9 protein-coding genes are annotated in these 13,138 nt (G+C 70.2%); 7 read left to right on the top strand and 2 right to left on the bottom strand.

Going from position 1 to position 13,138, the window contains the following annotated elements:
- Positions 1 to 1,209 (bottom strand): PucR family transcriptional regulator ligand-binding domain-containing protein (locus ABD378_RS39840; protein ID WP_344529585.1); only part of this gene is annotated, 1,209 nt, incomplete at its 3' end.
- Positions 1,210 to 1,392: 183 nt separating this feature from the next.
- On the opposite strand from ABD378_RS39840, the gene ABD378_RS39845 reads away from it, so the two are divergent.
- Positions 1,393 to 2,904 (top strand): APC family permease, encoded by a 1,512-nt coding sequence (locus ABD378_RS39845; RefSeq protein ID WP_344529587.1) that lies wholly within the window; start codon positions 1,393 to 1,395, stop codon positions 2,902 to 2,904.
- Positions 2,905 to 2,913: 9 nt separating this feature from the next.
- Here the strand turns inward: ABD378_RS39845 and ABD378_RS39850 are convergent, their stop codons facing one another.
- Positions 2,914 to 4,725: a glycoside hydrolase family 15 protein gene (locus tag ABD378_RS39850; RefSeq protein WP_344529590.1), complete on the bottom strand. Its 1,812-nt coding sequence runs from the start codon at positions 4,723 to 4,725 to the stop codon at positions 2,914 to 2,916.
- A 413-nt stretch (positions 4,726 to 5,138) separates the two neighbouring features.
- On the opposite strand from ABD378_RS39850, the gene pyrG reads away from it, so the two are divergent.
- The 6 genes from pyrG (at position 5,139) to ABD378_RS39880 (ending at position 13,128) form a co-directional block, all read left to right on the top strand.
- Positions 5,139 to 6,788, top strand: a complete 1,650-nt coding sequence (pyrG, locus tag ABD378_RS39855) for a CTP synthase (protein ID WP_344529592.1) — start codon at positions 5,139 to 5,141, stop codon at positions 6,786 to 6,788.
- A gap of 86 nt (positions 6,789 to 6,874) precedes the next feature.
- Positions 6,875 to 7,501, top strand: a complete 627-nt coding sequence (locus ABD378_RS39860; RefSeq protein ID WP_344529594.1) for an NUDIX domain-containing protein — start codon at positions 6,875 to 6,877, stop codon at positions 7,499 to 7,501.
- 168 nt (positions 7,502 to 7,669) lie between these two features.
- A complete protein-coding gene (locus ABD378_RS39865) occupies positions 7,670 to 9,760 on the top strand; it encodes a tetratricopeptide repeat protein (RefSeq protein WP_386545616.1) in 2,091 nt (696 codons plus the stop codon).
- 144 nt (positions 9,761 to 9,904) lie between these two features.
- The gene (gene ald, locus ABD378_RS39870) at positions 9,905 to 11,020 is read left to right on the top strand and encodes an alanine dehydrogenase (protein ID WP_344529648.1); all 1,116 of its coding nucleotides are present in this window, start codon (positions 9,905 to 9,907) and stop codon (positions 11,018 to 11,020) included.
- A 324-nt stretch (positions 11,021 to 11,344) separates the two neighbouring features.
- Positions 11,345 to 12,547 carry a ParA family protein gene (locus ABD378_RS39875; RefSeq protein WP_344529596.1) on the top strand — a complete coding sequence of 401 codons (1,203 nt, stop codon included), beginning with the start codon at positions 11,345 to 11,347 and terminating at the stop codon, positions 12,545 to 12,547.
- Positions 12,532 to 13,128 carry a hypothetical protein gene (locus ABD378_RS39880; protein WP_344529598.1) on the top strand — a complete coding sequence of 199 codons (597 nt, stop codon included), beginning with the start codon at positions 12,532 to 12,534 and terminating at the stop codon, positions 13,126 to 13,128. The genes ABD378_RS39875 and ABD378_RS39880 overlap by 16 nt, the downstream gene beginning before the upstream one ends.
- The last annotated feature ends 10 nt before the right edge of the window (positions 13,129 to 13,138 follow it).

Genomic DNA, 13,138 nt, shown 5'->3' on the forward strand with positions numbered 1-13,138 from the left:
CGGCAGCGCCCCGGCCCGCTGCATCCCCGCCCGCTCCACGCCCGCCCGCAGCGCCGCCGCGACCCGGTCGGCCACCGCGGTGCGTTCGGATTCCGTACGGAGTCCTAGGAGCAGCGGGACGCGCCCCTCGACCGGACGTACGCCGAGCAGCACCGCCACCCCCACCGCCGCGAGCTCCTCCGCCACCGCCCGCGCGAGCACGGCCCAGCCGCCGCCGGGCGGAAGACCGTCCGCGAGCCGCATCACGACCGGGAGCAGCGGGCTCTCGCCGGGCTTGAAGCCGAGCACCCGCGCCTGGGCGGGCGCGTCGTCGGCCCGGATCCGCCCCTCCGCCAGATCGGTCAGGAAGTCACCACGGCCGCGCGCGGCGAGCTCCTCCTCCTGCCGTGCCTGCATCAGGACCACCGCGAGCGAGCCCGCGGCCCGCTCCGCCGCGATCCGGTGCACCGGAAGCAGCGCGGACTCCACGGCGAGCAGCACGAGCCTGGCGCGCACCGAGCCCGAGCCAGGACCACCCCCCGGCACGTCGACGAGCAGCGCGCCCGCGGGCGGCCCGTCCCGGTCGACGGTCCTGCCCCGCAGCCCCTCCCACACCTGGAGCGGATCGGCACACTCCGTGCCCGCCCCCGCGGCGTACAGAAGCTGTCCGTCCGGCGTCTCCAGGAACACCGGGTTACCGCTGAAGTCCGCGAGGACGTTGAGGACTTGGGGCACGCCGCCCCCGCCGAGCAGCGCCTCCGTGCAGCGCCGGTGGACCTCCTCCGCCCGCTGGAGCAGGGCGTAGTGGCCGTTGACGATCTCGGTGTGGACCTCCTCCGTGACCGTCACGAAGGGCACCTCGCGGTGCAGCTGCACCAGCGGAAGACCCGCCGAGCGCGCGGTCTCCACGATCGCAGCGGGGAGCCGCGTGAAGCGCGGGCCCAGCTCGACGACGAGGGCCGCGATGCCGCGCTCGGCCAGTTTGCGCACGAAGACGCGCTGCTCGGCGGGGCGTGCGCCGAGGCCGAGGCCCGTGGTCAGGAGCAGCTCACCGCCCTTGAGGAGCGAGGCGATGTTCGGCACCTCGCCCGCGTGCACCCACCGCACCGTGCGCTGCAGCCGCTCGGCGCCCGCGACCACCTCGGGGAGCCCACCGCGCAGCCCCGGAAGCTCCAGGGCCCGCTGCACGGTGATGCCGCCCTGAGTGCCCTGCGTGCCCTGACTGTCCATGTGGCGGACGCTACCTGCGCATTCGTTCCGGGAACATCTCCGACCGGTTACGGGAGTGATCTGGTCCGCTCTCGACCCGACAACTCGTCGCCCCGCGGCGCCAATTGCGCGACCCCCTGTCGGTTGTGGCGTACGTCACTCCACGGCAGGGTGCCCGCCATGCCAGAGCACAAGCCAGAACATATGTCGGAGCAAACCGTCGCACCTGAGGTCCACCGACTCAAGGCGAACTCCGTAGGCCTCGTCGGAGTCGTCTTCATGGCGGTCGCCACCGCGGCGCCCATCACGGCGATGACCGGCAATCTCCCCATCGCGGTCGGCGCGGGCAACGGCACCGGAGCGCCCGCGGGCTATCTCTTCGCGACGCTCGTCCTGACCGTGTTCTCGGTCGGATACGTCGCCATGGCCAAGCGGATCACCGCCGCCGGCGCCTTCTACGGCTACATCTCGCATGGCCTTGGCCGCATCGCGGGCATGGCCTCCGGGATGCTCGCCGTCCTCGCGTACGTCGTCTTCGAGGCGTCGATCGTCGGTGTCTTCGCGTACTTCGCCAGGACCACCGTCCACGATCAGCTCGGCGTCGACCTGCCGTGGATCCTCTACGCGGCCGCGATGCTCGCCGTCACCGTCGTCCTGTCGTACTTCGACATCAACCTCACCGCGAAGGCGCTCGGCGTGATGCTGATCGCCGAGATCGCGGTCCTCTTCGCCGTCGCCACCGCCGTACTGATCCACGGCGGCGGCCCCGACGGCATCCCCGTCGAACCCATCAACCCCAAGAACGCCTTCACCGGCACCTCGGCGGGGCTCGGCCTCTTCTTCGCCTTCTGGTCCTGGGTCGGCTTCGAGTCCACCGCGATGTACGGCGAGGAGTCCCGCAACCCCAAGAAGGTCATCCCGCGCGCGACCCTCGTCTCGGTCGTCGGCGTCGGCCTGTTCTACATCTACGTCTCCTGGATGACGATCGCGGGCAACGGCCTCGCCGGTTCGGTCAAGGTCTCGCAGTCCACGAGCCCGCTCGACCTGTTCTTCGACCCGGCCCACACCTTCATCGGCGCGTGGGCGGTCGACACCTTCCAATGGCTCCTGATCACCGGCTCGTTCGCCTGCGGCATGGCCTTCCACCAGTGCGCCTCGCGCTATCTGTACGCGATCGGGCGCGAGGGATTCCTGCACCGGGGCCTGGGCCGCACACACCCCAAGCACGGCTCCCCGTACATCGCCTCCTACGTCCAGTCGGCCATCGCCGTCGCGTTGGTCGGTGCCTTCTGGCTCACCGGCCAGGACCCGTACATCCACCTGTACACGCTGCTCGCGATCCTCGGCACGATGGCGATCCTCATCGTGCAGACCCTCTGCTCGTTCGCCGTCATCGGCTACTTCCGGAAGAACCACCCTGAGGACCGGCACTGGTTCACGACGCTGGTCGCCCCGCTGCTCGGCGGCATCGGCATGATCGCCGTCGTCGTCCTGCTCGTGATCAACATGGACACCGCGGCGGGCACGGCAGCGGACTCCCTGTTCTTCAAGGCCATCCCCTGGATCGTCGGCCTCGTCTTCTTCGGGGGGCTCGGCCTCGGCCTGTATCTGAAGGCGAGGAGCCCCGCCCGCTACGAGATCATCGGCCGCGTCGTCCTGGAGGACGCGGCCGAACGCACGGACGGCGACGGGGAACCCGTCGCCGTCCGGACCTGAAGGGCCTCGCTAACCGCCGTATGCCCCACTGGCCGTAAGTCGCAGTGCCGTGTCGATCAGCGGCACGTGGCTGAACGCCTGCGGGAAGTTGCCGACCTGGCGCTGCAGCCGCGGATCCCACTCCTCGGCGAGCAGCCCCAGGTCGTTGCGGAGCGCGAGCAGCTTCTCGAAGAGCTTGCGGGCCTCGTCCACCCGGCCGATCATCGCCAGGTCGTCCGCCATCCAGAACGAACAGGCGAGGAAGGCGCCTTCGTCGCCTTCGAGGCCGTCCACGCCTGCGTCGTCGCCCGCGGTGGGGTAGCGCAGGATGAAGCCGTCCGACGTCGAGAGCTCCCGCTGGATCGCCTCGATCGTGCCGATCACACGCTTGTCGTCGGGCGGCAGGAAGCCCATCTGCGGGATCAGCAGCAGAGAGGCGTCCAGTTCCTTGGAGCCGTACGACTGCGTGAACGTGTTCCGCTCCTTGTCGTAGCCCTTCTCGCAGACGTCCCGGTGGATGTCGTCGCGCAGCTCGCGCCACTTCTCCAGGGGGCCGTCCGCGTCGCCGGACTCGATGAGCTTGATCGTGCGGTCGACGGCGACCCAGACCATCACCTTGGAGTGCACGAAGTGGCGGCGCGGGCCGCGGACCTCCCAGATGCCCTCGTCCGGCTGGTCCCAGTGCGTCTCCAGATAGCGGATCAGCTTGAGCTGGAGCAACGAGGCGTAGTCGCTGCGGGCCAGGCCCGTCATGTGCGCCAGGTGCAGGGCCTCGGTGACCTCGCCGTACACATCGAGCTGGAGCTGGTGCGCGGCGCCGTTTCCGGCCCGGACCGGGGTCGAGCCCTCGTACCCCGGCAGCCAGTCCAGCTCGGCCTCGCCGAGCTCGCGCTCGCCCGCGATGCCGTACATGATCTGCAGGTTCTCGGGGTCGCCCGCCACCGCCCGCAGGAGCCACTCGCGCCAGGCGCGGGCCTCCTCGCGGTATCCGGTGCGCAGGAGCGAGGAGAGCGTGATGGCGGCGTCGCGCAGCCAGGTGTAGCGGTAGTCCCAGTTGCGGGAGCCCCCGATGTCCTCGGGCAGCGATGTCGTGGGCGCCGCGACGATGCCGCCCGTCGGGGCGTACGTCAGGGCCTTCAGCGTGATCAGCGAGCGGACCACGGCCTCGCGGTACGGCCCGTGGTACGTGCAGTGCTCGACCCACTCCCGCCAGAAGTCCTGCGTGGCGGCGAGGGCGTTCTCGGGCTCGGCCGGCGCGGGCGGCTGCTTGTGCGAGGGCTGCCACGAGATGGTGAACGCGATCCGCTCACCGGGCGCGACCGTGAAGTCCGAGTACGTCGTGAGGTCCTTGCCGAACGTCTGGGCGTCGGTGTCGAGCCAGACCGAGTCGGGCCCGGCGACGGCCACCGTGCGCCCGTCGACCTTGTGGACCCAGGGCACCACACGGCCGTAGCTGAAACGCATCCGCAGCGCGGAGCGCATCGGCACCCGGCCGCTGACGCCCTCGACGATCCGCACGAGCTGCGGGGCGTCCGTGTCGCGCGGCGGCATGAAATCGGTCACGCGGACCGTGCCGCGCGGGGTGTCCCACTCGGATTCCAGGATCAGCGAGTCGCCGCGGTAGGTGCGCCGCGCGGCGGTCGGCGGTGGTGCGTCGGGGCTGTGAGCGGGCCCGAGGCGCCAGAATCCGTGCTCCTCCGTGCCGAGCAATCCGGCGAAGATGGCGTGCGAGTCGAAGCGGGGCAGGCACAGCCAGTCGACTGTTCCGTCCCGGCAGACCAGGGCAGCGGTCTGCATGTCTCCGATGAGTGCGTAATCCTCGATGCGCCCGGCCACGTGCATCTCCAGTCAAACGGCCACGTCGCCCTCTCGGGGGCGCTCGCTCTACGGTCAAGGGTTCGCTGTAAAACGAACTGCACGAGCCTCTTGTTCCGGGGAACGGACGGGGGGTGATTGCCGTTGATCGGTCCGGCTCTGCAGCGAGTGTCCGAGCAGGATACGACGCACCTCGGTGATCTGCGCGCCGCTCCTGGCAACCAGCCTGCGCCGAACGGGTGAGCGCCAGGTGAGGGAGGTGTGACGCGGGAGCCCGAGCGTGGCCGGAAGCAGCCTCGTCCCGTCGCTGATACCCTGGTAGCCCGTGAGCCGGTGGTCATTGAACCCCCGAACCGCAGCGACGGCACCTCCCCCGAATCCCTGGTGAGGGCGCCGGTACGCACCCTCCAGACCGCGACCACGGGAGCCCCCCTTTGGCTATGCAGCCTAAATCCACGACGACCAAGCACATCTTCGTCACCGGGGGTGTCGCCTCTTCCCTCGGCAAGGGTCTGACTGCCTCAAGCCTGGGTGCGCTCCTCAAGGCGCGTGGCCTGCGCGTCACCATGCAGAAGCTCGACCCGTACCTGAACGTCGACCCCGGCACGATGAACCCCTTCCAGCACGGAGAGGTGTTCGTCACGAACGACGGCGCCGAGACCGACCTGGACATCGGCCACTACGAGCGTTTCCTGGACGTCGACCTCGACGGCACGGCCAACGTCACCACCGGCCAGGTCTACTCGCAGGTCATCGCCAAGGAGCGGCGCGGTGAGTACCTCGGCGACACCGTCCAGGTCATCCCGCACATCACCAACGAGATCAAGCACCGCATCCGCCGCATGGCCACCGACGACGTCGACGTCGTCATCACGGAGGTCGGCGGCACGGTCGGCGACATCGAGTCCCTGCCGTTCCTGGAGACCGTCCGCCAGGTCCGCCACGAGGTCGGCCGCGACAACGTCTTCGTCGTGCACATCTCGCTGCTGCCCTACATCGGCCCGTCCGGTGAGCTGAAGACCAAGCCGACCCAGCACTCGGTCGCTGCCCTGCGCAACATCGGTATCCAGCCGGACGCCATCGTGCTGCGCGCCGACCGCGACGTGCCGACCGCCATCAAGCGCAAGATCTCGCTGATGTGCGACGTCGACGAGGACGCGGTCGTCGCCTGTGTCGACGCCAAGTCGATCTACGACATCCCGAAGGTCCTGCACACCGAGGGCCTCGACGCCTACGTGGTGCGCAAGCTCGACCTCCCGTTCCGCGACGTGAACTGGACCCAGTGGGAGGACCTCCTGGACCGGGTGCACAACCCGAACCACGAGGTCACCATCGCGCTGGTCGGCAAGTACATCGACCTGCCCGACGCCTACCTCTCGGTGACCGAGGCGCTGCGCGCCGGCGGCTTCGCCAACCGCGCCCGCGTCAAGGTCAAGTGGGTCACCTCGGACGACTGCAAGACCGCGGCGGGCGCCGCCAAGCAGCTCGGCGACGTCGACGCGGTCTGCATCCCCGGCGGCTTCGGCGACCGCGGCGTCACCGGCAAGGTCGGCGCCATCACCTTCGCCCGCGAGAACAAGATCCCGCTGCTCGGCCTCTGCCTCGGCCTGCAGTGCATCGTGATCGAGGCCGCCCGCAACCTCGCGGACATCCCCGACGCCAACTCCACGGAGTTCGACTCCGCCACCGCCCACCCGGTCATCTCGACCATGGCGGAGCAGCTGGACATCGTCGCGGGCGAGGGCGACATGGGCGGCACGATGCGCCTGGGCATGTACCCCGCGAAGCTCGCCGAGGGTTCCATCGCCCGTGAGGTGTACGACGGCAAGGAGTACGTCGAGGAGCGTCACCGTCACCGCTACGAGGTGAACAACTCCTACCGCGCCGAGCTCGAGAAGAACGCCGGAATCCTCTTCTCCGGCACGTCCCCCGACGGCAAGCTCGTCGAGTACGTCGAGTACCCGCGCGAGGTCCACCCCTACCTGGTCGCCACCCAGGCGCACCCGGAGCTGCGCTCGCGCCCGACGCGCCCGCACCCGCTCTTCGCGGGCCTGGTGAAGGCCGCGGTGGAGCGCCAGACGGGTAAGTAACACAAGAGCGATACGGTTGCCGGGGTACGAGCCTTATGAGGCGCGTGCCCCGGTTTCTGTTTGCACGTGTGGGAGGACAGGGCGACATGACGATCAAGGACACCGCCGAGGAGTGGCAGGTCACGGCGACGGAGACCCCCTTCGTCGGCAACAAGACCTCCGTACGCACCGACGACGTGGTCATGCCCGACGGGACCGTCGTCCGCCGTGACTACCAAGTGCACCCCGGCTCGGTCGCCGTGCTCGCCCTGGACGAAGCGGGTCGCGTCCTGGTGCTGCGTCAGTACCGCCACCCCGTCCACCACAAGCTCTGGGAGATCCCGGCCGGCCTTCTCGACATCCCCGGCGAGAACCCCCTGCACGCCGCCCAGCGCGAGCTCTACGAAGAGGCGCACGTCAAGGCCGAGGACTGGCGCGTCCTGACCGACGTCTACACCACGCCCGGCGGCTGCGACGAGGCCGTGCGCATCTTCCTCGCCCGCGATCTCTCCGAGGCGGAAGGCGAGCGCTTCGAGGTCTCCGAGGAGGAGGCCGACATGGAGCTGGCGCGGGTCCCCCTCGAAGAGCTCGTACGCGGCGTGCTCGCCGGCGAGCTGCACAACAACTGCCTCGTCGTGGGCGCCCTTTCACTGACGGCCGTGCTGAGCGGCGACGGCGTCGACGCGCTGCGCCCGGCCGACGCGCCCTGGCCCGCGCGCCCCTTCGAGGCCTGAGCGGCGCCTGAGGGCCATGAGAGCTGTCCGATATGACGATCTACTGATCCGATCGGGGGACTTGTGCGCGCCGCTCGTCGGGGGAGGCGGCAGGGCCTGAACTAGGCTCTGGAAGCGTCCCGACCGGAGTCCCGGCGGGTTCGCGCGCAGGCGGACGGAGCATGGCCCGTGACGGATCAGGCAGTCGACACGGACGGATCGGCAGCGGGGGGCGCGGTGCCGCGGCCCGCTTCGGACCGGACTTCCGACGCCGGTCAATTCATCGGCCGGCTCCGGGAGTTGAAAGAGCTCCGTGCCGACATCGACCGAGCGGGGCTCGACACCATCTCGGGCCGCAAGGCGCCACGCGCACGCGTGCTCCTCATCGCGGGCCGCCCCGGATCGGGCCGCACGGCGCTCGCCGAGGAACTCGCGCGGCGGCTCGCCGACGACTACCCCGACGGGGTGCTCCGCGCCCACCTCACCGAACCCGACGGAACGCGCGTGCCCACGGAGCGCACCGCCAGGGAACTCCTGGACGCCCTCGACGTCCCCGCACCCCCGGGAGCCGACGAGGACGAACTCGCCGAAGTGCTCCGGGACGCCCTCTCGGGACGCCGGGCCCTGCTGCTCCTGGACGGCGCCGCGGACGCCGAGCAGGTCGACCCGCTGCTCCCGGACGCACCCGAATGCCTGGCCGTCGCCGTGTCGGAGGGCCCGCTCACCGGGATCCCGGACGTGCGGCCGTGCACGCTGGGCGGCCTGGACTCCGCCGCCGCGGTCGAACTGCTCTCCCGCGCGGCCGGCCCGGTGCGCATCACCGTCGACCCGCGCTCCGCGGAGAGCCTGGTCGAGGCGTGCGCCGCGCATCCCGCCGCGCTCGTCCTGGCCGGCGGCTGGCTCTCCGTGCGGCCCAAGGCGGCCGTCGCCGACCTGGCCAAGCAGGTGCACGAGCGGCCCGAGGAGGGATCCGCGCTCACGCGTGTCTTCCGGCACTCGTACGCCTCGCTGCCGTCGGCGGCCGCGCGGATACTGCGCTTCCTCTCCCTCGCCCCCGCGGGCCACGTCGACCCGCACACCGCCTCCGCGCTCGCGGGCTGCTCGGTCTCCGCCGCCCGCACGACCCTGGACGACTTCGTGAAGCTCGGCCTGGTCAGGGCCGTGGACTCGCCGCTTCCGCAGTACGAGCTGCCGGGCTGTCTGATGCCGCTGCTCCGCACGCTCACCGAGACCCAGGACCGGCCCGCCGAGGTGCAGCTGGCCCGGGCCAGGATGCTGGAGCGGACCGTGCGCCTGCTCCAGTCCTGCCGTGCGGTCACGGAGCCGGACGGCTCGGCGGCCCGCAAGAAGCTCGCCGGCATGCCGCGCGCCCTGCGCTTCCCCAGCCCCGGCGCCGCCGCCGAGTGGCTGCGCATCCGGCAGCCCGCCCTGCTCGCCGCCGCCCGCCTCGCGGTCGCCGACGGAGACCTCGACACCCTCGCGCGACGGCTGATGGCGGCCCTGACGCGGGCCCTGGTCGCCCACCGGGGCACGGAGGACGCGGCTCCCGAGCTGTACGGCATCCACCGCCTCGTCCTCGATGTCGCCGAGCGCCGGCACCTGCCCCGCGAGCAGGCGGCGGCCCTCCTGAACCTCGCGGACCTGGACGCGAGGACGGGACGTACGCAAGAGGCGCTGGCGCGCTACCGGCTGGCTCTGGACGCCGGACGGGAGGCAAATGATCCGTACGCGACCGGCCGCGCGATGGAATCCGTAGGCAGCGCCTACCAGGAACTGGGGGACTGGTCGCGGGCCTCGGACTGGTTCGGGCGCGCCCTCGCCCACCGGCTCGCGCGCGACGAGCGCACCGACGCCGCCCGCCTCTACGGCCGGATCGCAACGGTGCACACGTACGCGGGCCGCTACGGCGAGGCGCTGCGCAACTGGAGCTCGGCCGTCACCGGACACCGCAGGACCGGCGATGTGGCGGGCCAGGCAAGGGCGTTGAGCGAGCTGGCGCGGGTGCAGGAGTACGCGGGCCGCCCCGAGGAGTCGCTGCGCACCTGCCAGGAGGCCGTCGAGTGGGCGCGGCAGGCCGGCGACGTACGTCTGCAGGCGGCGCTGCAGCTCAGGCTTGCCGACACCCTGGACCGGCTCGGGGACCCGGCGGCCGCCCGGCTGCACCGCAGCGCCGCCGAGCGCATCCTGGGAATGGAGCTTGAGGAGGTCACAGGGCTTGCATCGAAAGCTGGAGCTGAGTCTTCCGCCTACGAAATCCGTAGCACTTCCGCAGAAGATTGATGCATTGAAAGGCTAGACAGCGAGAAGTCCTTCATTAGACTGGCTCCGCCGCGTACTTCCGTGGTGTCTCCGATGCGCCCTCTTGTGTGTCGGTATGTAGTGCATTGCCCGAAAAACCCCTGAGCCAAGAGGACCGTGATCGACGTGAAGGTCGGCATCCCCCGCGAGGTCAAGAACAACGAGTTCCGGGTGGCCATCACCCCCGCCGGTGTGCACGAGCTGGTGCGCCACGGCCACCAGGTCGTCATCGAGCGGAACGCCGGTGTCGGCTCCTCGATCACGGACGCGGAGTACGTCTCCGCGGGCGCGGTCATCCTGGACACCGCCGACGAGGTCTGGGCCACCGCCGACCTCCTCCTGAAGGTCAAGGAGCCGGTCGCGGAGGAGTACCACCGCCTCCGCAAGGACCAGACCCTCTTCACCTACCTGCACCTGGCCGCGTCCAAGGAGTGCACGGACGCGCTCCTGGAGTCCGGCACCACCGCCATCGCGTACGAGACGGTCGAGACCGCGAACCGCGCGCTCCCGCTGCTCGCCCCGATGTCAGAGGTCGCGGGCCGCCTGGCCCCGCAGGTCGGCGCCTACCACCTGATGGCCGCCCAGGGCGGCCGCGGTGTCCTGCCCGGCGGCGTCCCGGGTGTCGCGGCCGGCAAGGCCGTCGTCATCGGCGGTGGCGTCTCCGGCTGGAACGCCATGCAGATCGCCATCGGCATGGGCTTCCACGTGACCCTGCTCGACAGGGACATCAACAAGCTCAAGGAGGCGGACAAGATCTTCGGTACGAAGATCCAGACCGTCGTCTCCAACGCCTTCGAGCTGGAGAAGGCCTGCCTCGACGCCGACCTCGTCATCGGCGCCGTCCTCATCCCGGGAGCCAAGGCCCCGAAGCTGGTCACCAACGAGCTCGTGTCGCGCATGAAGCCCGGAAGTGTCCTTGTCGACATCGCGATCGACCAGGGCGGCTGCTTCGAGGACTCGCACCCGACGACGCACGCCGAGCCGACCTTCCCGGTCCACAACTCGGTGTTCTACTGCGTCGCCAACATGCCCGGCGCGGTGCCCAACACCTCGACGTACGCGCTGACCAACGCGACGATGCCGTACATCGTCGAGCTGGCGAACCGCGGCTGGGTCGAGGCGCTGCGCCGTGACCACGCGCTCGCCCTGGGCCTCAACACCCATGACGGCCAGGTGGTTTACAAGGAGGTCGCGGAGTCGCACGGCCTCGAGCACGTCGAGCTGGAGACGCTCCTCGGCTGAACCTGACCGCTTTCGTCAACGAAAGTCGTCAATCTCACGCCCACGGCCGGACCTTGAGAGGGGTCCGGCCGTATGCGTATGTCCGTGGACATGGTCAACTCGCCTTGAACGTAACCCTTTAACCGATTCGCCCACCCCGGAAATGTGCCAATGGCACCCCGCGCGCCCTTGACATGGGGGCGTTCGATTGCCGACACATCGGGCCGGGTCCGGCGGATTGTGTTGCTGCGGACCGGTGACACGCCATAGAGTCGCCAACCGTCGGCATGGTGCCACGCTGACCTATCGAGAAATTTCCTGGTCACCAAGGAGGTAAGACGACTTGTGAATGAGTCGACATTTGCTCCCGGGGGTGGTCAACCAGGAACCTCTGAGCGGGGCCAAGGACCCGTGGGGCTCGAGGCTGTCGGCTCCGTCGCTGTCCGCACCTTCGAAGCCCGCCAGAACCCCCAGCAGGCACAGCCGACTGGGGCGACCCAGTCGACATCGTCTGCACCCCAGAGCATGGATGGCCATCACGTGAACGCCATGGCCGGCGACCGGAGTGGCGAGAACACCACCCACACCCAACTCGCCGACTACGAGGAACTGCCCAAGGGGCACTTCTACGACCCTGACGCCGAGTACGAGCCCGATCCCGAGTACGCGGCCACGCTGGCCCCGGACGCGGCCCGTCAGCGCCGTGAGCGCGTCGGTCCCACCGGACGCCCGCTGCCGTACTTCCCGATCCCGGGCCCGCTGACCGATCACGGCCCCGCGAAGATCATCGCGATGTGCAACCAGAAGGGCGGCGTGGGCAAGACGACGTCGACCATCAACCTGGGCGCCGCGCTCGCGGAGTACGGACGCCGTGTCCTGCTCGTCGACTTCGACCCGCAGGGCGCCCTCTCCGTGGGCCTCGGGGTGAACCCGATGGAGCTGGACCTGACGGTCTACAACCTGCTCATGGAGCGGGGCATGTCGGCCGACGAGGTGCTGCTGAAGACGGCGGTCCCGAACATGGACCTGCTGCCCAGCAACATCGACCTGTCGGCCGCCGAAGTGCAGTTGGTCAGCGAGGTCGCCCGAGAGTCCACGCTGCAGCGGGCGTTGAAGCCGCTGATGCAGGACTACGACTACATCGTGATCGACTGTCAGCCCTCGCTCGGCCTGCTCACCGTGAACGCCCTGACGGCGGCTCACAAGGTGATCGTGCCGCTCGAGTGCGAGTTCTTCGCGCTGCGCGGTGTGGCCCTGCTGACGGAGACCATCGAGAAGGTCCAGGAGCGGCTCAACCCCGACCTGGAGCTCGACGGCATCCTCGCCACCATGTACAACTCCCGCACGGTGCACAGCCGTGAGGTGCTCGCACGGGTGGTCGAGGCCTTCGACGATCACGTGTACCACACGGTGATCGGACGCACGGTCCGCTTCCCGGAGACCACGGTCGCCGGTGAGCCGATCACGACGTACGCATCGAACTCGGTCGGCGCGGCCGCTTATCGCCAGCTCGCCAGGGAGGTGCTCGCCCGGTGTCACGCCGAGTGAGTCTGCCGGGGGCCGACGAACTGTTCCGCACGACCGGGGGGATGGCGCTGACGTCGTCGTCCCCGCGGCGCCAGGCGAACGGCGAGGCTCGGGTGCCACCGCCCGCGGGCGAGAGCGACGAGACCGCGGCCGGTGACGCACGCGGCGGTGCCACGGCGGGAGACGGCGGTGACGCCGCCGAACACGGCGCCGCCGACGCGGAGTCGGGCGAGTCCCGCAGCCGGTCGGCCACCACCGATGCCGAGAAGGACGGACGCCGTCCCGGCGAGGGCCAGGAAGGCGCCGCCGCACAGGGCGGCGGCAGGTCCGCGAACTCCTCCTCCACGGCACAGGCGCGGCGGCGCGCTCGGGCGGCCAACCGGCGGCCGAGCGGGCGCGAGCGGCACGACGAGAAGATCACCGTGTACGTGTCCGCCGAGGAGCTGATGGACCTCGAGCACGCTCGGCTGGTCCTGCGCGGTGAGCACGGGCTCGCGGTCGACCGAGGGCGGATCGTCCGTGAGGCGGTGGCCGTCGTTCTCGCGGATCTTGAGTCCCGCGGGGACGCGAGCATTCTCGTACGACGGCTTCGCGGGCGGTAGCGGTAGCGTT

The organism is Streptomyces rectiviolaceus (assembly GCF_039533825.1).
GTDB classification, from domain to species: domain Bacteria; phylum Actinomycetota; class Actinomycetes; order Streptomycetales; family Streptomycetaceae; genus Streptomyces; species Streptomyces rectiviolaceus.

What these genes read in the sequence shown, in the direction of transcription:
- ABD378_RS39845 (WP_344529587.1), top strand. Translation starts at nt 1,393, where the DNA reads ATGTCGGAGCAAACCGTCGCACCTGAGGTCCACCGACTCAAGGCGAAC.
- pyrG (WP_344529592.1), top strand. Translation starts at nt 5,139, where the DNA reads ATGCAGCCTAAATCCACGACGACCAAGCACATCTTCGTCACCGGGGGT.
- ABD378_RS39850 (WP_344529590.1), bottom strand. Translation starts at nt 4,725, where the DNA reads ATGCACGTGGCCGGGCGCATCGAGGATTACGCACTCATCGGAGACATG.
- ABD378_RS39860 (WP_344529594.1), top strand. Translation starts at nt 6,875, where the DNA reads ATGACGATCAAGGACACCGCCGAGGAGTGGCAGGTCACGGCGACGGAG.